Genomic DNA, 18975 nt, shown 5'->3' on the forward strand with positions numbered 1-18975 from the left:
TGACGGCCAGTCATCAGGAAGACCGGCCCCACCCGTTGAGGCCGGTCAGCGGCACCGCGACGTCCAACCCGGTGTTCAGGTAGTCCACGAACACCGGGTTGTTCAGTGCCCAGGGCGAACGCCGCTCCCGGACCAGCCGGATCGCCTCGCCGCTCTCGTGCCCGAGGTCGACCAGCGCCTGCGCGACCACCGAGCCCGAGCGGTTGTAGCCGGAGTGGCAGCACACCAGCGTCCGACGGCCCCGGCAAACGGCGGCCGCCCGGCAATTTCACTGGGTGGACGCCCTACGGCAGTTGCTCCAGCCAGTGCACCGCGCCCGGTACGTCCGGCGCGACCGGCACGCCGTCCGGGACCGGCGGGCGCTCCACCATGACCACCGGCAGCCGGAGTTCGCGCGCGGCGGTGAGCTTGGGCGCGGTCGCGGCGCCGCCGCTGTCCTTGGTGACCAGGACGTCGATCCGGTGCTCGCGCAGCAGGGCCCGCTCGCCGTCCAGCGTGAACGGCCCGCGGTCCAGCAGGACTTCGAAGGAGGGTGGCAACGGTGGCTCGGGCGGGTCCACCGAGCGGGCGAGGAAGTGGACCCCGTCGAGGTGGGCGAAGGCGGCGATGCCCTGTCGCCCGGTGGTGAGGAAGACGCGCCGCCCCAGGCCGGGCAGCAGATCGGCGGCCGCCGCGAGCGAGGGGGCGGGGTGCCAGCGGTCCCCGGGGACGCGGGTGAAGCCGGGGCGGCGCAGCACCAGCAGCGGCACGTCGGTGGCGGCGGCCGCGAGGGCGGCGTTGTGCGAGATCCCGGCGGCGAACGGGTGGGTGGCGTCCACCACGGCGTTCACCCGTTCGGCGCATAGCCAGGCGGCCAGGCCCTCCGGTCCGCCGAAGCCGCCGATCCGCACCTCCCCGGCGGGCAGCCGGGGTTGGGCGACCCGGCCGGCCAGCGAGCTGGTGACCTTGTGCGGGGACGGGGCGAGGGCGGCGGCCAGCGCCCGCCCCTCGGTGGTCCCGCCGAGGATCAGGATGTGCCGCGTCATGCGCCGCAGGGCTCGTGCGGGCGCTCGCGGTCCGCCGAGTAGAGGTGGCTGTCGCGGAACTGCTCGGCGGCGAGCGTCCGGCCGACGATGATGACGGCGGTGCGGACCACGCCCGCGGCCTTGACCTGCTCGGCGATGTCGGCGAGCGTGCCGCGCAGCACCAGCTCGTCGGGGCGGCTGGCCATCGCGACCACGGCGGTCGGGCAGTCGGCGCCGTAGTGCGGGAGCAGCTGCTCGACCACGTCGTCCACGTACCCGGCGGCCAGGTGCAGCACCAGCAGGGCGCCGCTGCGGCCCAGGGTGGCGAGGTCCTCGCCCTCGGGCATGGGGGTGGCGCGCTTGGCGATCCGGGTGAGGATCACGGTCTGGCCGACGGTCGGCACCGTCAACTCCCGCTTCAGCGCGGCCGCGGCGGCAGCGAACGCGGGCACACCGGGGACCACCTCGTACGGGACGCCGGCCGCGTCCAGGCGGCGCATCTGCTCGGCGACGGCCGAGAAGACGGACGGGTCGCCGGAGTGCAGCCGGGCCACGTCCTGGCCCGCCTGATGGGCGGCGACCAGCTCGGCGGTGATCTGGTCCAGGTTGAGCTGCGCGGTGTCGATCAGGCGGGCACCGGACGGGCACTCGTCCAGCAGCTCGCGCGGGACCAGGCTGCCGGCGTAGAGACAGACCTCGGCGCGGGCCAGGACACGCTGGCCGCGCAGGGTGATCAGGTCGGCGGCGCCCGGGCCGGCTCCGATGAAGTAGACGGTCACGAGGCGTCCTCCTGGGGGGTGTTGGGCTTGACGGCGGACCACTGGGTGACCGGCATGGCCTGCCGCCACCCGGTGAAGCCGCCCACCGGGACGGCGTGGGCGACGGCCAGTTTGACGAGCTCCCCGCCGTGGCGCCGGTACCACTCGGTGAGCAGCGCCTCGGACTCCAGCGTCACGGTGTTGGCGACCAGCCGGCCGCCGGGGCGCAGCGCGGCCCAGCAACTGTCCAGCAGGCCGGGCGCGGTGAGGCCGCCACCGATGAACACCGCGTCGGGGGTGGGGAGTTCGGCGAGCGCGGCGGGGGCGGGGCCGGTCGCGACCCGAAGCCGGGGCACGCCGAGGCGGCGTGCGTTGCGGGCGATGCGCTCGGCCCGGACCGGGTCACGTTCGATGCTGACGGCCTGGCAGTCGCGGTGGGCGCGCAGCCACTCGATGGCGATCGAGCCGGAGCCGCCGCCGACGTCCCAGAGCAGTTCGCCGGGGGAGGGGGCGAGCGTGGCGAGGGTGGCGGCGCGCACGTGCCGCTTGGTGAGCTGGCCGTCGCTCTCGTACGAGGCATCGGGCAGGCCGGGGACGAGGGAGCTGCGGGGACCGTCGCCGAGTTCGACGGCGATGACGTTCAGCGGATCGCCGGCCGGGTGCGGCCAGCCGTCGGCGGGGCCGTCGAGCAGGCGCTCGGTGGGGGAGCCGAGCTGTTCGAGGACACGCAGGCGGGCGGCGCCGTACCCGTGCCCGGTGAGCAGTGCGGCGACGGCGGCCGGGGTGGCGGCGTCGGCACTGAGCACCAGCAGTCGGCGGCCGGGGTGGAGGGCGAGCGCGAGGGTGTCCAGCGGGCGGCCGACCAGGCTGATCACCTCGGTGGCCTCCAGCGGCCAGCCGAGCCGGGCGCAGGCGAAGGAGACTGAGGAGGGGTGCGGCAACACGCGCAGCCGCTCGGCGCCGACGGTCTCGGCGAGAGTGCGGCCGATGCCGTAGAACATCGGGTCGCCGCTGGCCAGGACGGCGATGCGGCGGTCGGCGTGGGCGGCGAGCAGTCTGGGGACGGCTGGGCGCAGCGGGGACGGCCAGGGCACGCGCTCGGCGGCGACCTCGTCATGGGGGAGCAGGTCCAGCTGCCGGGGGCCGCCGATGATCACTCCGGCGGACTGCAGCGCGGCCCGGGAGGTCGCGGCCAGGCCGGGCCAGCCGTCGGCCCCGATCCCGACGACGGTGATCGGAGGGGGCAGCTCGGGCACCGGGTGGCTCCTCGTCGTTCGGCGGGCCAATGCGTTGTGGATCTACCAGCCGGGGCAGCCTACCCGGCTGTTTGCGGCTGGTCTCCGGCGAGGTGACGGGCGACGGGTGACGCCGACCAGAGTTCAGCTGACAGAATTCAGACTTTGAACGCTGAAAGCTGTCAGCTGAACGTTGTCGGCCGTCGGCCGTCGGCCGTCAGCCGTCGGCCGTCAGCCACTGCCCGCCGGCCGACACCCGCCGTGCCTCACCGGTCCGCCCAGTCCCCTGAGGCGATCAGCGCCGGCCACGCCCGCAGCCGCGCCTCGGCGGCCAGCCCGGCGAGGTAGACCCAGGCCTCCCGCTGCTCCCCCGTCGTCGTCCGCACCGCCAACTGCCGCCGTACGTACAGCCCCGTCCCGTCCGCCCGGCACTCCTCCAGCTCGTCCAGTGTCGCGAGCGCCCCGGCGTACGCGCCCGGCCGTACGGTGATCAGCTCGCCCACGATCCGGCGTCCGGGCGTCGGATCGGGCACCGCGTACGGGAACCCCGGTCCCGAGTGCAGCGCGGCGCCCTCGAGTACGGCCGGACGGATCTCGACACAGCGCCCGGCCAGGTGGACGGCATGGTTGCGGCCGCCGCTGCGCAGCGTGCCGTACACGAAGAACGGCAGGGCCTCCTCGACCGGCAGGGCCTCCTCGGGCGCGGACACGGGTTCGACCTCCTCGGTGCGGCAGCGCCCACGGTACGTCCTGCTGCCCGATCCGTGATACCCACTGGCGCAGCGGGCGCCCAATGCGCTGTCATGTCGGATGTTCGGCCAGCAGCGTCCAAGGGGGACACACATGACACCGCCCGCCTCTTCCCAACCGGCATCGACCCCCGGCACCCCCACCGCCCCCGTAAACCCCCCAATCCCCGCCACCCCCACCGAACCGACCGCTCCCGACACCCCGTCCCCCGACTCCGGCGCCGCCACCCGCCTCGGCAGCGCCGTCTGGCTGGCCCTCGGCGTGGTCTACGTCGTCTGGGGCTCGACCTATCTGGCGATCCGGATCGCGGTGGAGACGATGCCCTCCTTCCTCTCCGCCGCCGCCCGCTTCCTCACCGCCAGCCTGATGCTGGTCGGCTACCTGCTGGTCCGCCAGGGCCCGGCCGGCCTGCGGGTGAGCGGGCGCCAGCTGGCCTCCGCCGCCCTGGTCGGCGTACTGCTGCTGACCGGCGGCAACGGCCTGGTGGTACTGGGCGAGACCTCCGTCCCATCCGGTCTGGCCGCCCTGCTGGTGGCCGCCGTCCCGCTGTGGATGGTCGTGCTGACGGCCTTCGGCGGCGAGCGCCCGAAGCCCGCCGAGACCGTCGGGGTGCTGCTCGGCCTGGTCGGCCTCGGCGTGCTGTCCGCCCCCGCGATCGGCGGGTCGGTCAAGCCGCTCGGCGTGATCCTGATCATCTGCGCCACGCTGACCTGGGCAGCCGGCTCCTTCGTGAGCAAGCGGATCCCGATGCCGGGCAATGTGCTCGCCGCGAGCGCGTACCAGATGCTGGCCGGCGGCTTCTGCAATCTGCTGATCGGACTGGCGCGCGGTGAGCAGCGCGGTTTCGACCCCTCGGCCGTCTCCGGCCGGTCCTGGCTGGCCCTCGCCTACCTGGTGCTGTTCGGCTCGCTGCTCGCCTTCACCGCGTACGCCTGGTTGCTGCGCTCGGCGCCGCTGACCCTGGTCGCCACCTACGCGTACGTGAACCCGGTGGTCGCGGTGCTGCTGGGCTGGTTGATCCTGGCCGAGCCGCTGACCGGCCCGACCCTGGCGGGCGGGGCGATCGTGGTGGCCGGTGTGTGCCTGGTGGTGAGCGTCAGCCGGCGTCCGGGGCGCTCAGGGCGTCCGGCGCGTCCGCGTCCGTCGAGGGCGACGTCCGCGCGTAGGTGAGGATCACGTTCCCGCGCTCGAAGATCCGGCTGTCGGTGAGCGTGAAGGCGCGCGGCTCGAAGCCGGCGCGGAACAGTGGGATGCCCGACCCGACCACCACCGGGTACTGCTTGATGATCAGCTCGTCGATCTCGGGCAGCAGCTGACCGGCCAGGTCGGCGCCCCCGCAGAGCCAGATGCCGAGTCCGTCCTCCTGCTTGAGCCGGCGGACGACGCTCAGCGGGTCCTCGGCGGTGACCTCCACCGCCGGGTCGGGGCTCGACTCCAACGTGCGGGAGAAGACGATCTGCCGCAGGTGGGCGTACGGGCTGGTGAGGCCGACGGCCAGCCCGGCGTCGTAGCTGCCGCGCCCCTGGAGCACGGTGTCGAAGCGCTTGTTGGGCTCATCCGCGATGCCGACCGCCGTGCGGCCGGGGGTGGCGACGGTCTCCGGATACTCGCCGAAGAGCGTCGGGGTGTAGTCCTCGGTGACGAACGGGGCGTAGAAGTCGTAGCCGCCGTCCGGAGCGGCGATGAAGCCGTCGATGGTGGCACCGATGAAGTAGCTGAGCTTGCGCACACAGGTCCTTGGGATCGAGGAACGGGATCGAGGCGGCGCGGGCCGGTTGGGCCCGCCCCATCAACCACTGCATTTATAGTACTTCGACCGTAGTGGTTGCAAGAGGGTCGCCCGAGTTCGAACCCGAGCCCGAGTCGCCCGAGCCCCTGGAGGCGCGCAGAAGCGCAGGAGGGAGAATCGGCCCATGGCTCAGAACCCCGCCCGCCGCACCGCCCTCGCCGACGCCGCCATCGAGGTCCTCGCCCGCGAGGGCGCCCGCGGCCTCACCTTCCGTGCGGTCGACGCCCAGGCTGGCGTCCCCAACGGCACTGCCTCCAACTACTTCGCCAGCCGGGACCACCTGCTCCATCAGACCGCCCGGCACATCCACCAGCGGCTCACCCCCGACCCGGCGATCCTGGCCGAACTGCTGCGCGCCCCCCGCGACCGCGCGCTGGTCGCGGCCCTGATACACGACGTCTTCCGTCGCATCGCCGCCGACCGGGCCGGCTACCTCGCGATGCTCGAACTTCGCCTGGAGGCCACCCGCCGCCCCGAACTGCGGGCCCAGCTCACCGGCACCATCCGGGACCAACTGGAGGCCAACATCGCCTACCACCTGGACGAGGGCCTCCCGGGCGGCCGCGAGACCGTCCTGGTCCTCTACCTCGCCATGACCGGCCTGATTCTCGAACACCTCACCCTGCCCGAGGTGTTGGGCGCCGACGGACTGCCCGCACTGATCGACACCATCGTCGAACGGATCGTCCCGGCCGCCTGACCGGCCGCCTTAGCGTTCGCCCGACTGCCCGCCCGACCAGGTGTATCGCCCGCGTGGCGGACCCGCCGCCCCGAGTGTCGCGTCCGCTACCCGCCAATCCCCGCGACGCGAACGGACGCCAGCCGTGCGGAAGTTACGATCATCCGAGCGAGCGGGCCACCGAGTGGCCCATCAGGACGTGCAAGCGATGTCACGTCGTCAGCACGTTAACGCCTTGAGCCGCTCGCGCAGCCGAACCTCGCGCAGCCGAACGAAGGGCGAGCGGCGCGCACCGCTGCCCCGGTTCAGTCGTCCTGGTGGTCGGCCCAGATGTACGCCTCCGGCAGCAGGTCCGGCACCGGCAGCGCGCACAGCTGCCCGTCCCGCTCGACGATGACCTCCGCCTTGGGGAAGTAGTCCAGCAGCACCTGGCGGCAGCGCCCGCACGGCGCCACTACCCCGCGCCCCTGGTCGCCGACCGCCACCACCGTGGTGAGGTCGTACGCCCCCTGCCCGGCCGCCGCCCCGATGAGCACCAGCTCCGCGCACGGGCCGCCGGTGAAGTGGTAGACGTTCACGGCCGTGACGATCCGCCCGTCGGCATTGCGCCCGGCCGCCGCGACGGTGTGGTTGTCGCCCCGTGAGTACCGCTCGGCCACCTTCTGGGCCGCGGCGACGAGCTCCTGGTCGACACCCGTGTGATCGATGTCGGACATATTCGCCAGTCCTTCCTGATCGAACCTGACACGCTTCGATCATGACCGTCCCGTCCCTGATCGTGCCAACCCTTTCCGCAGGCTCGTTCCGGCTGCGGCCCTGGCACCTCACCGACCTGGCCGCCGTCCGGGAGGCCTCCGTCGACCCGTTGGTGGTCGAGGTGCCCGGCGGACAGCCCGAGCTGCTCCAGTAGCTCTGCCGAGCGCTCCCGCCGCTGCGCCGCGTCGAGCGACGTGTGCAGGCGCAGCGGGGTGTCGAGGAGAGGCGTACTCCCCGAATTTCTCCGCCCCGTGGGCGAGGGTGCGCTGACGGGCATTTCCACGTCGGTCTCCGGGGGCTTCCCGGAGGCTGTTCGAGCGACAACAGATCGGATGTGTCCGGGTTCCGCAAATCATCGGAAGGTACTCCGGAGGAATTCATTCCGGACTGTTTCGGGAATTGTGGCGGCTTCATTCCGCCGCAACGCGGGCATTGCGGAAGAACGGACATACGCCCCGAAGCGGGCCGATCGTTCCGCATTCTGAGACCTCCACCGCAGCCCCTCGCGGTGTTGGTACGATCCCGGTGGACCGCGACTGGCGCGTAGGGATGGAATCGACCATCGGGAAGCGGTCCCGTGGATCCTCACGTCGACGTGATTCCTCACATCGAGTTGCCGAGCGCCTGGGCCGCCCGCATCCCCGCCAGGAGACCGCCATGGCCCAGCCCCAGCAGACGCCCCACACCGCCGCCGTCCCCGCGGCCGACACCGCCTTCCGCAGCGCCCTCGACGTCGTGGCCGGCGTCGAACCGCGGATCGCCGCCGCCATCGGCCAGGAGCTGGAGGACCAGCGCGCCTCGCTCAAGCTGATCGCCAGCGAGAACTACGCCTCCCCGGCCGTCCTGCTCGCCATGGGCAACTGGCTCAGCGACAAGTACGCCGAGGGCACCGTCGGCCGCCGCTTCTACGCCGGCTGCCGCAACGTCGACACCGTCGAGGCCATCGCCGCCGAGCACGCCCGCGAGCTGTTCGGCGCCGAGCACGCCTACGTCCAGCCGCACTCCGGCATCGACGCCAACCTCACCGCCTTCTGGGCCGTCCTCTCCCAGCGGGTCGAGAGCCCGGCCCTGGAGCGGGCCGAGGTGCGCAACGTCAACGACCTCACCGAGCAGGACTGGGCCCGGCTGCGCCAGGAACTCGGCAACCAGCGCATGCTGGGCATGTCCCTGGACACCGGCGGCCACCTCACCCACGGCTTCCGGCCCAACATCTCGGGCAAGATGTTCGAGCAGCGCAGCTACGGCACCGACCCGGCCACCGGCCTGATCGACTACGACGCGCTGCGCGAGACCGCCCGCGAGTTCCGTCCGCTGATCCTGGTGGCCGGTTACTCGGCCTACCCGCGACTGGTGAACTTCGCCAAGATGCGCGAGATCGCGGACGAGGTCGGCGCGACCCTGATGGTCGACATGGCGCACTTCGCCGGCCTGGTCGCGGGCAAGGTGCTCACCGGCGACCACGACCCGGTGCCGCACGCCCACATCGTCACCACCACCACCCACAAGTCCCTGCGCGGCCCGCGCGGCGGCATGGTGCTGAGCAACGCCGATCTGGCCGAACACGTCGACCGCGGCTGCCCGTTGGTGCTCGGCGGCCCGCTCTCGCACGTGATGGCGGCCAAGGCCGTGGCCCTCGCCGAGGCCCGCCGCCCCGAGTTCCGGGCCTACGCCCGCGCCGTGGTCGACAACGCCCAGGCGCTCGCCGAGGGCCTGCTGCGCCGCGGCGGCAAGCTGGTCACCGGCGGCACCGACAACCACCTGGTGCTCGCCGACGTCTCCGGCTACGGCCTGACGGGCCGCCAGGCCGAGGCGGCGCTGCTCGACTCGGGCATCGTCACCAACCGCAACTCCGTCCCGCTGGACCCGAACGGCGCCTGGTACACCTCCGGCGTGCGCCTGGGCACCCCGGCCCTGACCACCCGCGGCCTGGGCACCGCCGAGATGGACGAGATCGCCGCCCTGATCGACACCGTGCTGCGCGGCACCACCCCCACCACCGCTGCCAACGGCAACCCGTCCAAGGCGAACTACGCCCTCGACGAGGCCTTGCGCGACGGCATCGCCAAGCGCGCCACCGACCTGCTCGCGTCCTTCCCGCTCTACCCGGGCGTCGACCTGGTCTGATCCCAACCCGGGGCTGCCGACGACGAGTTCGGCAGCCCCGGTCCAACCCGGCTAGTACTGCAACGACTTGTACTGCAGGAACTCCTCCAGACCGTGCCGACCGAGCTCGCGGCCGAGGCCGGAGCTCTTGTAACCGCCGAACGGGGCAAGCGGGTTGAAGCGGCCGCCGTTCAGGTCGACCTGGCCGGTGTCCAGGCGGCGGGCGAAGGCGGCGGCGGTGTCGGGGTCCGCGGCCCAGACGCCGCCGGCCAGGCCGTAGACCGTGCCGTTGGCGATCTCGGCGGCGTGGTCCTCGTCCCGGTAGGGGAGGATCGACAGCACCGGGCCGAAGACCTCCTCCTGGGCCACCGTCATCTCCGGGGTGACGTCGGCGAGCACGGTCGGGCGGACGTAGAAGCCGGTCGGCAGCTCGGGCAGCGGCTCCGGACCGCCGACCACCACCCGGGCGCCCTCGGCGAGCGCGCCGTCCAGGTAGCCGCGCACCCGGTCCAGCTGCTTGGCGTTGACCAGCGGGCCGATCCGGGTCTGCGGGTCGGTCGGGTCACCCGGAACGTACTTCTCGGCGGCCTTGGCCGCGATCGCGACCGCCTCCTCGTACTGGTCCCGGTGCACCAGCAGCCGGGTCCAGGCGCTACAGGTCTGGCCCGAGTTGGCGAAGACGTTGGCGACGTTGACGTTGACCGCGCGGGCCAGGTCGGCGCCCGGCAGCACCACGTTGGCGGACTTGCCGCCCAGCTCCAGGGCCACCCGCTTCAGTCCGCGCCCGGCCGTCTCGGCGACCTGCCGGCCGACCGCGGTGGAGCCGGTGAACGACACCACGTCCACCTCCGGGTGGGCCGCGAGCGCCGCGCCCGCCACCGCGCCGGTACCGGTCACGAGGTTGAACGCCCCGGCCGGGAAGCCGGCTTCGTGCACCAGCCGGGCGAACAGCCGGGCCACCAGCGGGGTGTCCTCGGCCGGCTTGAGAACCACCGGGCAGCCGGCCGCCAGCGCCGGGACGACCTTGGCGACGATCTGGTGCAGCGGGTAGTTCCACGGGGTGATCGCCGCGACCACCCCGGCCGGCTCGGCGAGCACCACCGAGTTGCCGATCCGCTCCTCGAAGGGGTGCTCGACGAGAAGGGTCAGGTAGGAGGTCGCCACCGCCAGCGGCAGCCCGGCGTGCACGGCCCCGGCGAAGCCGACCGGGGCACCCAGCTCGGCGACCACGGTCGAGGTGATCTCCCCCTGGGCGGCGGCGAGTCCGTCCCGCAGGCGGGCCAGCAGCGCGGTCCGCTCCTCGAGGGTGGTGGCACCCCAGCCCCGGGCCGCCCGGCGGGCCGCCGCCACCGCGGCGTCGACGTCGGCCGTCCCGCCCGCCGGTACGGTGGCGAGCACCTGCTCGGTCGCCGGGTTCAGCACGGTGATCGACCCGGAGTCCCCGGAGGGCCGCCAGTCGCCGTCGGTGTACTGGTCGCCGTACTCCGCGTACTCCTGCACGGATCGTCCTCTCGGGTGGTCATTCAACTAACAGCGCTGGTCAAGGGCCAGTCAAGGCGGTCGGGCGGCCATGCGCAAGAGCCAATCCGGCGGGGGCCGGACGGTCATCTCGGGGCGAACCGCGCGGTGTACTCGTCGAACGGTTCGATCCCGACCTCCGCACGGCGCTCGTCCAGCCAATCCGGGTCCTCGCACGGCCACGGCACCGGGCGGCCGTCCGCCACCGCGCCGATCTGGGTGCCGTAGCGCTGCTCGCGTCCCTCGTTGACGGCCAGCCGGTCCTGCAGGAACGCCAGGTCCCTGGCGCTCGCCGCGCCGCTCGCCACGGCCTCCGCCATCAGCACCACCGCCCTGCGCTGTACGTCCAGTTGACGGTCCGCATGCTGCGCGACCAGCCAGGCCGCCCGTGCCGCGTCGGCGCCGACGGTCCGCTCGGTCGGCCAGCCGTGCTCGGCCATGATCTCCGCCAGCCGGTCCCCGTGCCGGGTGGTGAGCCGCCGCCAGACGGCCTGTTCGGCCAGGTCGGAGCTGTTCGCCAAGCGGGCGTGGGCGCCGTCCTCGGCCATCATCAAGGCCAACTCCACTGCGAGGTTGGAGTTCTGATTGTCAATCCGATCCCGCTGTGTTGCGGTCATGTCGATCCGCTCCCTGTTTTCGGGCCCTCCGCTCGGGCCGTCCGTCACCACCGTAGGCGTGGGATTCGAGACGAAGATCATTCCTCAGGTCGGTGACACAGCGCAGTCGAATGGGACACAATGGATGTACGCCAGCTGCCCGGCCGTGCTCATCTCCGGCCGCGAATCGGCAGCTTCGACAAGTCATCGACGGAAAGTCTCCTCACCGGCGGTAAAGCCGCTGTAGATTGCAGCGAACTCCGCGGTGGGGCCTACTGTCGGTGGAGGGTCGACTCGCGTACGGTCGGTGGTCCGGTGCGTGCCCGCGGCCGAGAGGGCCGCCACCGCGCCGAGACGTGGCTTAGTTTCCGCAGGTCATTCGTACCGCTAAGGAGCATCCCGTGACCGACGCAGCGTTGAGGGGCGGATCCCAGAAGCCCATCGAGCCGGCCGGGTTGGACGACGTTCCGGGGTGGTTCTGGGACCATGACCGGCACTCCTTCGACTGGTTCCTGGGCCGACAGGAGAAGAAGGGCGTCACCGGCGACCTGCTGGAGATGGGCGCCTACCTGGGCCGCAGCGCCATCGTGATAGGCGAGCACCTCCAGTCGGGTGAGGCGTTCACCGTCTGTGACCTCTTCGACTCGGACGCGCCGGACGAGGAGAACTCCGAGGAGATGGCCGTCTCCTACCGGAAGACGCTGACCCGCTCGGCCTTCGAGGCCAACTACCTGTCCTTCCACGACGAGCTGCCGGAGATCATCCAGGCTCCGACCTCCGTCCTCGCGGGCGGACGGATCCCGGCCGGGGCGTTCCGGTTCATCCACATCGACGCCTCGCACCTGTACGAGCACGTGGTGGGCGACCTCCAGGTGGCCCGGGTCGCGCTGCAGCAGCAGGGCGTCGTGGTGCTGGACGACTACCGCGCCCAACACACCCCCGGCGTCGCCGCCGCGACCTGGGAGGCGGTGTTCAACCACGGCCTCAAGCCGATCATGCTCACCGAGTGCAAGTTCTACGGCACCTGGGGGGACCCGGAGCCCTTCCAGCGCGAGCTGCTCGACCGGGTGGACCTGGCGGTCGGCTGTCACCTGAGCGCCGAGACCCTCAACGGGCAGCAGGTGCTGCGGATGACCGGCAGCTCCGAGGGCATTCGGCCGTTCCGCGGCTCCCGCCACCAGAAGCGGCTGTCCGCCGTGGCCGCCGAGCGGTCGGCGCAGGAGTCCCGCCAGGCGATCCGGGCCGCCCAGGACGAGGCGGCCCTGGACCTCGCCGCCCGCCGGGCCCGCGCTGCCGAGGCGCGCCGCCCGGTCAACGTCGCCAAGCGCGCCGCTCGTGACCTGCTCCCGCCGGTGGTCACCTCCGCGATACGCCGCGCTCGCCAGGGCTGACGGCTAACAGCTGTCGGCTAACAGCTAACAGAGTTCAGGTGACAGATTTCAGGGTCTGTCATCTGAACTCCGTCACCTGAACCCTGTCGGCCGAACCCGCCAGCCGAGCTCCACCCACCCCCGCACAAACCCCGAAGGGCCGGTCGGATCCCCGACCGGCCCTTCGATGCAGTTACGCGCTCAGACCCGTGAAGGCTCCGCGGCCCCGGTGGCCCCGGCAGCCACCGTGTCGGACGGCGCCGCGGCCTCCTCGGCCGCCAGCTCCCGGCGCACCTCCTCCAACGAGGGGTTGTTCCAGGCGCTGGCGACGCCCCAGTAGTAGAAGGCCAGAGCGATCGCGGCCACGATCAGCAGGTCCCAGCCCTCGGGCAGGTACCCCTGGCCGCCGAAGTCGGTGCTGCCGGCCCAGGAGATCCCGGCCATCACGAACAGGTAGGCGACCATCCAGGCGCCCGCCTTCAGGTGCGGCTTCAGCTCGACGAACGGCTTGCGCAGCTCGTACCAGGCCCAGATCGGCAGACCGGCGGCCATCAGCAGGATGACCTTGCCGGTGAGCGGCCAGCGGGCCCAGTACAGGACCAGCGAGCCGAAGACCATCGCGACCGGGGCGATCACCGGCATGGCCTTGAGCTTCACCGGACGCTTCAGGTCCGGGGCGAGGCGGCGCAGCGCCATCACGGCGACCGGCCCGGTGATGTACGAGATCACGGTGGCCACCGAGACGATCTCGGCCAGCGAGCCCCAGCCGCGGAAGACCGCGAGGAACAGGAAGGCGACCACCAGGTTCAGCAGCAGCGCCGGACGCGGGATGCCGGTCTTGGCGTCGACCTTGCCGAAGACCTTCGGCAGGTGGCCGTTCTCCTGCACTCCGTGGATCATGCGCGAGGTGGTGGCGGCGTAGATCATGCCGGTGCCGGACGGCGAGATGAAGGCGTCCGCGTACAGCAGGATCGCGAGCCAGTTCAGGCCCCAGGCGATCGCCAGGTCGGCCAGCGGCGAGGTGTACGCGAGGCTGCTCCAGCCCTTCGACAGGTCGCCGCTCGGGATGGCGCCGAGGAACGCGATCTGCAGCGCGACGTAGATCACCAGGGCGATCAGGATCGAGCCGATGACGGCCTTCGGCAGCGACTTGCCCGGGTTGCGGGCCTCACCGGCCAGGTTGAGCGGCGACTGGAAGCCGTTGAAGGCCCAGACGATGCCGGAGACCGCGACGGCGGTGAAGACCGCGCTCCAACCGTTCGGCGCGAAGCCGCCGGCGTCGGTGAAGTGGGCGCTGTCGAAGTGCGCGAAGAGCAGCGCGCCGGCGGTCAGCGTCGGCACGACGACCTTGAAGACGGTGATCGCCGTGTTGGTCTTGGCGAACAGCGTGATCGCGAACCAGTTGAGGACGAAGTACACGATCAGCAGCACACTGGCGAGCGCCACGCCGCTGAGGGTGAGCTCCTGGCCGTCGTACAGGCCCTTGGCCCAGCCGAAGTGCCAGGAGCTCATGTACTGCACGGAGGCGGTGGCCTCACCCGGGATGACCGAGACGATGGCGATCCAGTTGGCCCAGGCGGCCAGGTAGCCGGCCAGCGAGCCGTGCGAGTACTGGCCGTACCGGACCATGCCGCCGGCCTTGGGGAACATCGAGCCCAGCTCGCTGTAGGTGAGGGCGATGGTCAGCGCCACGGCGGCGCCGATCACCCAGGCCAGGATCGAGGCGGGACCGGCCAGCTTGGCGGCCCGCTCGGCACCGAACAACCAGCCGGATCCGATGATCGACCCCAGCCCGACCGCGGTCAGGCTGATCGTGCCGAGCGATCGCCGGTAGTTCTGATGCGATGCCGTCGACGATTCAGGCTCACTCAACGTATCGGTCCTCTCGCTCGGGGCTCATCGGGTGGTGTCGGAGCTTTTACGGTTTTGAGTCGGTATTCCGGACAAACCCCAGCAGCCTATGGTCCGAAATGGGACGAATACCTCAGAGGAAGCTCAAACCGCCCGATCGTTGCCATCTCGTGTCCGGTTTCCGGACGGCGGGCCTCGTGGAGAGGCCGACGCCACACCGCCACAGGCGGTGGAGCAAGGATCGAGCCAGGAACGTCGGGCCGAGGGAAATGAACCGGCGGAAGCCGAACCGGGAAAAAGGAAATTCCCCGCGGGTTCCTTTCGGATCCCACGGGGAATTCGACTGTGTCCGAGGGGGGACTTGAACCCCCACGCCCGATAAAGGGCACTAGCACCTCAAGCTAGCGCGTCTGCCATTCCGCCACCCGGACGGGGTGTGTGCTTCGGGGGTTTTTCTCTCGCCCCCTCGGCGACAGAGAGAACATTACCAGGGTTCTGGAGTGCTTCTCACCTGCGTTTCCTCGGCCTGATGTTCGCGAGTCCCGTTCGGACGCGCGGCCGGTGGGCACCCGAGGCCTGGCCGGACTGGCTGGGACGGCTCGCCAGGGCGCTCGAACCTCGGCCGAAGCGGTGGCGAGCGCGAAGCAAACGGTCGGTCTCAGTGCCGTGATCGATCGACTCAGGTCGGAACCGATCCGACACGGGCAAGTTGTCGACGGTGCCACGGCCGCGCCGACCGCTCTCCTAGCCTCTGTGGACCGAGGGCACCATGAGCGGATCGCCTGATTCCCGGGTCGCGGACGAAGGGCGGCTGGACGTGGAGCAGATCAGCGGAACGGCGGAGGCCGAACCGAGACGCGGCAGCCAGGGCGGCGCGCGCACCGACGCCGGCCACCCGGACCGGCCCGGCCGACCCGAGAAGCCCGAGAATCCCGAGCAGCCGGAGCAGCCCGACCAGCGGGGCCGGCCCGGCCGACCCAGAAGGCCCGACCGGGAACCCGGACGAAAACCGGGCCGGAAGGCCGCCGACGGCCCCGCCGAGGGCGTCTGGCGCTTCCGGGTGTCCGCGGAGGAGACCTCCGTGCCGCGCACCCGGCACGCGGTCCGAGACCGCCTGCTGGCCCAGGGCATGGCCGGGGTGCGCTACCAGGAGCTGGTGGACGACCTGCTGCTGATCGTCTCCGAGTTGGTCAGCAACGCCGTGACGCACGCCGCCGAGCTGTCACCCGAGGTGATCACCGAGTTGTCGGTGCGCCGAGGCTGGGTGCGGGTGTCGGTGGAGGACGGTGACCCGTACCGCCCGAAGGCTTTGGAGAGCGACACCGGACGCACCGGCGGGCGCGGCCTGCTGCTGGTGAAGAGCGTGACCCTGCAGGCCGGCGGGGTGTGCGACGTCGAACGCACGGGGGAGGGCGGCAAGGTCATCTGGGCCTCGCTGCCCGTCCCCCCGGAGCCCGGGCACTGACGGGCGCGCTCAGGGAGGAATGCGGCCGTCGAGTCGAAAGCCGCCCCGGAGGCCGAGCCAAACCGACCAGGGAACCGGCCGCCCTACCAGTCCCGCCCGGCGATCTCCCGGATCCCCGGCAGCGCCGCCTCGAAAACCGTCTCGAACCACACCGAGAACGGCCGCTCCGCCCGCAGCTCCCGCAGCTCCTGCGCGGTCACGAAGGCGAAGTCGTCCACCTCGTCCGGGTTGGGGGTGACCGGAGCGGTGACCAGACCCACGAACAGGTGGTTCCACTCCCGCTCGATCAGCCCGGAGGCCTCGTCCGGCAGGTCGTAGCGGACCGTCCCCGCCTCGCAGAGCAGCGCCGGTGCGACGCCCAGTTCCTCGGCGGTGCGCCGGGCGGCGGCCACGAAGGGCGGCTCGTCCGGGTACGGGTGCCCGCAGCAGGTGTTCGACCAGACACCGGGGGAGTGGTACTTGCCGAGCGCCCGGCGCTGCAGCAGCAGTCGGCCCTGGCGGTCGAAGAGGAACACCGAGAAGGCCCGGTGGAGTCGGCCGGGCTGCTGGTGGGCCCATAGCTTCTCGGCAGTGCCGATCGTGACACCCGCGTCGTCGACCAGTTCAAGCAGGATCTCGGTGCCCGTGGGGGCGGTGGACAGGCCCCGTGGGTCGACCGTCACGTCTGTCTCCACGTTGAGACCGGTGTCGATCTCGGCATCGAAACGTGTCGGTTCGGTCGGCAGACTCTGGGGCATGAGGCCTCTTTCGGGGGCGGTGGCAACGGAAGCATCGGGTGCGTCGTGTGCACCGGGTGGAGTGCAGCGGACACAGCGGGGGCACCGGCGCCGGCGTCGGGCTCCAGTCTGCCGTATGGGTGGCGGTCGGGACGGGTCCCACGCACAACCGGGCGGATCATGACCCGCAGGAGTCCGGATCCGGGCAGAGAAGGGTCCAGGGCACCCTCGGAAGGGTCATTCGGTTCGCAGAACCGTTCGGAACCCGTTTGAAGTCCGTTCGATCACGACATGGCCACCTCGCCGTCACCCGGCCGCCACCGGGCGCGTTCGGGTCGATCGCCCGGGTCGCCTACCATCACTTACGACACGCTGCCCGGATCTGTGCCGGTATCGGCGCGCCGCCGCCCGGCCAGGTCGAACACCGGTCCGGCGCACCGGAGCGTCGCCGCCCCGTCGGCACATCCCCGCGCGCACAGCACGACGTACGACGGATCAGGAGACCCCGCATGATCGGCCTCGTTCTGGCAGCCGGCGCCGGCCGCCGGCTGCGCCCGTACACCGACACCCTGCCCAAGGCGCTGGTGCCGGTCGACGGGGAGCGGACCGTCCTGGACCTCACCCTGGGCAACTTCGCCGAGGTCGGACTGCGCGAGGCCGCGATCGTCGTCGGCTACCGCAAGGAGGCGGTGTACGACCGCAAGGGCGCCCTGGAGAACAAGTACGGCGTCAAGCTCCACCTGGTCGAGAACGACAAGGCCGAGGAGTGGAACAACGCCTACTCGCTCTGGTGCGCCCGTGAGCTGTTCTCCGAGGGCCTGCTGCTGGCCAACGGCGACACCGTCCACCCGGCCTCCGTCCAGGCCACCATGCTGGAGGGCAACCAGCGCCTCGCCGAGAGCGGCCGGGCCCCGGGCATCCTGCTCGCCCTCGACACGGTGAAGAAGCTCGCCGACGAGGAGATGAAGGTCGTCGTCGACCCGGCCGCCGGCATGCGCCGCATCACCAAGCTGATGGACCCGGCCGAGGCGACCGGCGAGTACATCGGCGTGACCGTGATCAACCCCTCCGCCGCCGCCGACCTCACCGACGCGCTGCGCGCCACCTACGAGCGCGACCCGCAGCTGTACTACGAGGACGGCTACCAGGAGATGGTCGACCGGGGCCTGCGGATCGACGTCCAGCCGATCGGCGAGGTGTCCTGGGTCGAGGTCGACAACCACGACGACCTGGCGAAGGCGCGGGAGATCGCGTGCCAGTACTGACCCGACTGGTCCCGTCGCCGCTGTTCGTGGAGATCCGCCCGGGCGCGCTGGACGCGCTCGGCGGCATCCTCGCGGACCAGCGGCTGTCGGCCTCGGGCCGGATCGCGGTGGCGATCAGCAACGGCTCCGGCGCGGCGATGCGTCGCCGCCTGGAGCCGGCCCTGCCCGGCGCCGACTGGTACAACGTGGACGACGGCAGCCTGGACAGCGCGGTGCGGCTGGCCGAGGAGATGCGCGGCGGGCACTACGACGCGATCGTCGGCCTCGGCGGCGGCAAGATCATCGACGCCGCCAAGTACGCCGCCGCCCGGGTCGGACTGCCGCTGGTCGCGGTCGCCACCAACCTGGCCCACGACGGCATCTGCTCGCCCGTCTCCACCCTCGACAACGACGCCGGCCGGGGCTCCTACGGGGTGCCCAGCCCGATCGGCATCGTCATCGACCTGGACGTGATCCGGCAGGCCCCGCAGCGCTTCGTGGCGGCCGGCATCGGGGACGTCGTCTCCAACATCTCGGCCTGCGCGGACTGGGAGTTGTCGCACGCGATCACCGGCGAGCCGGTGGACGGACTGGCCGTCGCGATGGCCCGTTCGGCGGGCGAGAACCTGCTGCGGCACCCAGGAAACACTCAGGATCAGGACCTCCTGACGGCCCTCGCGGAAGCCCTGGTACTGTCCGGCATCGCGATGAACATCGCGGGCAGCAGCCGACCCTCCTCGGGCGCCTGCCACGAGATCTGCCATGCCCTGGACGTGCTGTTCCCCAAGCGGTCCGCCCAGCACGGCGAGCAGGTCGGTCTCGGTGCGGCGTTCGCCAGCTTCCTGCGGGGCGAGCACGAGCTGACCGGTCTGATCGTGGAGCGCCTGGCGAGTCACGGGCTGCCGGTGACCGCGGCTCAGATCGGTTTCACCGAGGCGGAGTTCACCGAAGCGGTGCACTACGCTCCGAACACCCGGCCAGGGCGCTTCACCATCCTGGAACACCTCGACCTCTCCCCCTCCGCAATCAGGGACGCGTACGCCGACTATGTCCAAGCCGTCAACAGCTGACCCCTCCACCGCGGGCGCGCGGCCCCCGGTGGACCTGACCCGCCGGCCCTCGATCGAGGAACTGCGCGCGG

18 protein-coding genes, 1 tRNA gene, 1 pseudogene and 1 riboswitch are annotated in these 18975 nt (G+C 71.7%); of the genes and pseudogenes, 8 read left to right on the plus strand and 12 right to left on the minus strand.

Annotated features, from left to right (window positions below; all coding sequences use genetic code 11):
* Window positions 1-13 precede the first annotated feature (13 nt).
* The 5 genes and pseudogenes from ACWC9T_RS05980 to ACWC9T_RS06000 form a co-directional block, all read right to left on the minus strand.
* A pseudogene (locus ACWC9T_RS05980) lies at window positions 14-241 on the minus strand (protein-tyrosine phosphatase family protein); the annotation flags it as partial.
* A 43-nt stretch (window positions 242-284) separates the two neighbouring features.
* The gene (locus ACWC9T_RS05985) at window positions 285-1025 is read right to left on the minus strand and encodes a cobalt-precorrin-6A reductase (protein ID WP_449819830.1); all 741 of its coding nucleotides are present in this window, start codon (window positions 1023-1025) and stop codon (window positions 285-287) included.
* Window positions 1022-1783, minus strand: a complete 762-nt coding sequence (gene cobM / locus ACWC9T_RS05990; RefSeq protein WP_449819831.1) for a precorrin-4 C(11)-methyltransferase — start codon at window positions 1781-1783, stop codon at window positions 1022-1024. The genes ACWC9T_RS05985 and cobM overlap by 4 nt, the downstream gene beginning before the upstream one ends.
* Window positions 1780-3018, minus strand: a complete 1239-nt coding sequence (gene cbiE / locus ACWC9T_RS05995; RefSeq protein WP_449819832.1) for a precorrin-6y C5,15-methyltransferase (decarboxylating) subunit CbiE — start codon at window positions 3016-3018, stop codon at window positions 1780-1782. The genes cobM and cbiE overlap by 4 nt, the downstream gene beginning before the upstream one ends.
* Window positions 3019-3263: 245 nt before the next feature.
* Complete coding sequence (locus tag ACWC9T_RS06000; RefSeq protein WP_449819834.1) at window positions 3264-3707, minus strand: gamma-glutamylcyclotransferase family protein; 444 nt, start codon at window positions 3705-3707, stop codon at window positions 3264-3266.
* A 133-nt stretch (window positions 3708-3840) separates the two neighbouring features.
* Between ACWC9T_RS06000 and ACWC9T_RS06005 the strand changes: the two genes are divergently transcribed.
* Window positions 3841-4917, plus strand: a complete 1077-nt coding sequence (locus ACWC9T_RS06005; RefSeq protein WP_449819835.1) for an EamA family transporter — start codon at window positions 3841-3843, stop codon at window positions 4915-4917.
* Here ACWC9T_RS06005 and ACWC9T_RS06010 read toward each other — a convergent pair.
* Window positions 4844-5476, minus strand: coding sequence for a dihydrofolate reductase family protein (locus ACWC9T_RS06010; protein WP_449819836.1), 633 nt, complete (start codon window positions 5474-5476; stop codon window positions 4844-4846). The genes ACWC9T_RS06005 and ACWC9T_RS06010 overlap by 74 nt on opposite strands.
* A gap of 184 nt (window positions 5477-5660) precedes the next feature.
* Between ACWC9T_RS06010 and ACWC9T_RS06015 the strand changes: the two genes are divergently transcribed.
* Window positions 5661-6236, plus strand: a complete 576-nt coding sequence (locus ACWC9T_RS06015) for a TetR/AcrR family transcriptional regulator (protein ID WP_449819837.1) — start codon at window positions 5661-5663, stop codon at window positions 6234-6236.
* A 284-nt stretch (window positions 6237-6520) separates the two neighbouring features.
* Here the strand turns inward: ACWC9T_RS06015 and ACWC9T_RS06020 are convergent, their stop codons facing one another.
* A complete protein-coding gene (locus tag ACWC9T_RS06020) occupies window positions 6521-6931 on the minus strand; it encodes a cytidine deaminase family protein (RefSeq protein WP_449819838.1) in 411 nt (136 codons plus the stop codon).
* 41 nt (window positions 6932-6972) lie between these two features.
* Between ACWC9T_RS06020 and ACWC9T_RS06025 the strand changes: the two genes are divergently transcribed.
* Both ACWC9T_RS06025 and ACWC9T_RS06030 read left to right on the plus strand, forming a co-directional pair.
* The gene (locus ACWC9T_RS06025; protein ID WP_449819839.1) at window positions 6973-7125 is read left to right on the plus strand and encodes a hypothetical protein; all 153 of its coding nucleotides are present in this window, start codon (window positions 6973-6975) and stop codon (window positions 7123-7125) included.
* A 368-nt stretch (window positions 7126-7493) separates the two neighbouring features.
* Window positions 7494-7608, plus strand: a riboswitch (ZMP/ZTP riboswitch).
* Between the two features lie 20 nt (window positions 7609-7628).
* Entirely contained in the window at window positions 7629-9095 is a 1467-nt protein-coding gene (locus tag ACWC9T_RS06030) for a glycine hydroxymethyltransferase (RefSeq protein WP_449819840.1), read from the plus strand.
* A 51-nt stretch (window positions 9096-9146) separates the two neighbouring features.
* Here ACWC9T_RS06030 and ACWC9T_RS06035 read toward each other — a convergent pair whose 3' ends face one another.
* Together ACWC9T_RS06035 and ACWC9T_RS06040 are read right to left on the minus strand one after the other, a co-directional pair.
* A complete protein-coding gene (locus ACWC9T_RS06035; protein ID WP_449819841.1) occupies window positions 9147-10574 on the minus strand; it encodes an aldehyde dehydrogenase family protein in 1428 nt (475 codons plus the stop codon).
* 104 nt (window positions 10575-10678) lie between these two features.
* Window positions 10679-11209, minus strand: coding sequence for a DUF6624 domain-containing protein (locus ACWC9T_RS06040; protein WP_449819842.1), 531 nt, complete (start codon window positions 11207-11209; stop codon window positions 10679-10681).
* Between the two features lie 380 nt (window positions 11210-11589).
* Between ACWC9T_RS06040 and ACWC9T_RS06045 the strand changes: the two genes are divergently transcribed.
* Window positions 11590-12579, plus strand: a complete 990-nt coding sequence (locus tag ACWC9T_RS06045; protein ID WP_449819843.1) for a class I SAM-dependent methyltransferase — start codon at window positions 11590-11592, stop codon at window positions 12577-12579.
* Window positions 12580-12759: 180 nt separating this feature from the next.
* On the opposite strand, the gene ACWC9T_RS06050 is transcribed toward ACWC9T_RS06045, so the two are convergent.
* Entirely contained in the window at window positions 12760-14430 is a 1671-nt protein-coding gene (locus ACWC9T_RS06050) for an APC family permease (RefSeq protein ID WP_449819844.1), read from the minus strand.
* A gap of 325 nt (window positions 14431-14755) precedes the next feature.
* Window positions 14756-14840, minus strand: a tRNA-Leu gene (locus tag ACWC9T_RS06055).
* 629 nt (window positions 14841-15469) lie between these two features.
* Here ACWC9T_RS06055 and ACWC9T_RS06060 point away from each other — a divergent pair.
* Window positions 15470-15874, plus strand: a complete 405-nt coding sequence (locus ACWC9T_RS06060) for an ATP-binding protein (protein WP_449819903.1) — start codon at window positions 15470-15472, stop codon at window positions 15872-15874.
* An 83-nt stretch (window positions 15875-15957) separates the two neighbouring features.
* Here ACWC9T_RS06060 and idi read toward each other — a convergent pair whose 3' ends face one another.
* Window positions 15958-16611, minus strand: coding sequence for an isopentenyl-diphosphate Delta-isomerase (gene idi / locus ACWC9T_RS06065; RefSeq protein ID WP_449819845.1), 654 nt, complete (start codon window positions 16609-16611; stop codon window positions 15958-15960).
* A gap of 488 nt (window positions 16612-17099) precedes the next feature.
* On the opposite strand from idi, the gene ACWC9T_RS06070 reads away from it, so the two are divergent.
* Window positions 17100-17855 (plus strand): phosphocholine cytidylyltransferase family protein, encoded by a 756-nt coding sequence (locus ACWC9T_RS06070; protein WP_449819846.1) that lies wholly within the window; start codon window positions 17100-17102, stop codon window positions 17853-17855.
* Complete coding sequence (locus ACWC9T_RS06075; RefSeq protein ID WP_449819847.1) at window positions 17843-18904, plus strand: iron-containing alcohol dehydrogenase family protein; 1062 nt, start codon at window positions 17843-17845, stop codon at window positions 18902-18904. The genes ACWC9T_RS06070 and ACWC9T_RS06075 overlap by 13 nt, the downstream gene beginning before the upstream one ends.
* The last annotated feature ends 71 nt before the right edge of the window (window positions 18905-18975 follow it).

The sequence above is a fragment of the Kitasatospora sp. NPDC001159 genome (genome assembly GCF_053598235.1).

Excerpts from the sequence above, each read along its gene's own strand:
- ACWC9T_RS06020 (WP_449819838.1), bottom strand. The coding sequence starts at position 6,931 with ATGTCCGACATCGATCACACGGGTGTCGACCAGGAGCTCGTCGCCGCG.
- ACWC9T_RS06070 (WP_449819846.1), top strand. The coding sequence starts at position 17,100 with ATGATCGGCCTCGTTCTGGCAGCCGGCGCCGGCCGCCGGCTGCGCCCG.
- idi (WP_449819845.1), bottom strand. The coding sequence starts at position 16,611 with ATGCCCCAGAGTCTGCCGACCGAACCGACACGTTTCGATGCCGAGATC.
- ACWC9T_RS06030 (WP_449819840.1), top strand. The coding sequence starts at position 7,629 with ATGGCCCAGCCCCAGCAGACGCCCCACACCGCCGCCGTCCCCGCGGCC.
- ACWC9T_RS06015 (WP_449819837.1), top strand. The coding sequence starts at position 5,661 with ATGGCTCAGAACCCCGCCCGCCGCACCGCCCTCGCCGACGCCGCCATC.
- ACWC9T_RS06040 (WP_449819842.1), bottom strand. The coding sequence starts at position 11,209 with ATGACCGCAACACAGCGGGATCGGATTGACAATCAGAACTCCAACCTC.
- ACWC9T_RS05985 (WP_449819830.1), bottom strand. The coding sequence starts at position 1,025 with ATGACGCGGCACATCCTGATCCTCGGCGGGACCACCGAGGGGCGGGCG.
- ACWC9T_RS06025 (WP_449819839.1), top strand. The coding sequence starts at position 6,973 with ATGACCGTCCCGTCCCTGATCGTGCCAACCCTTTCCGCAGGCTCGTTC.
- ACWC9T_RS06005 (WP_449819835.1), top strand. The coding sequence starts at position 3,841 with ATGACACCGCCCGCCTCTTCCCAACCGGCATCGACCCCCGGCACCCCC.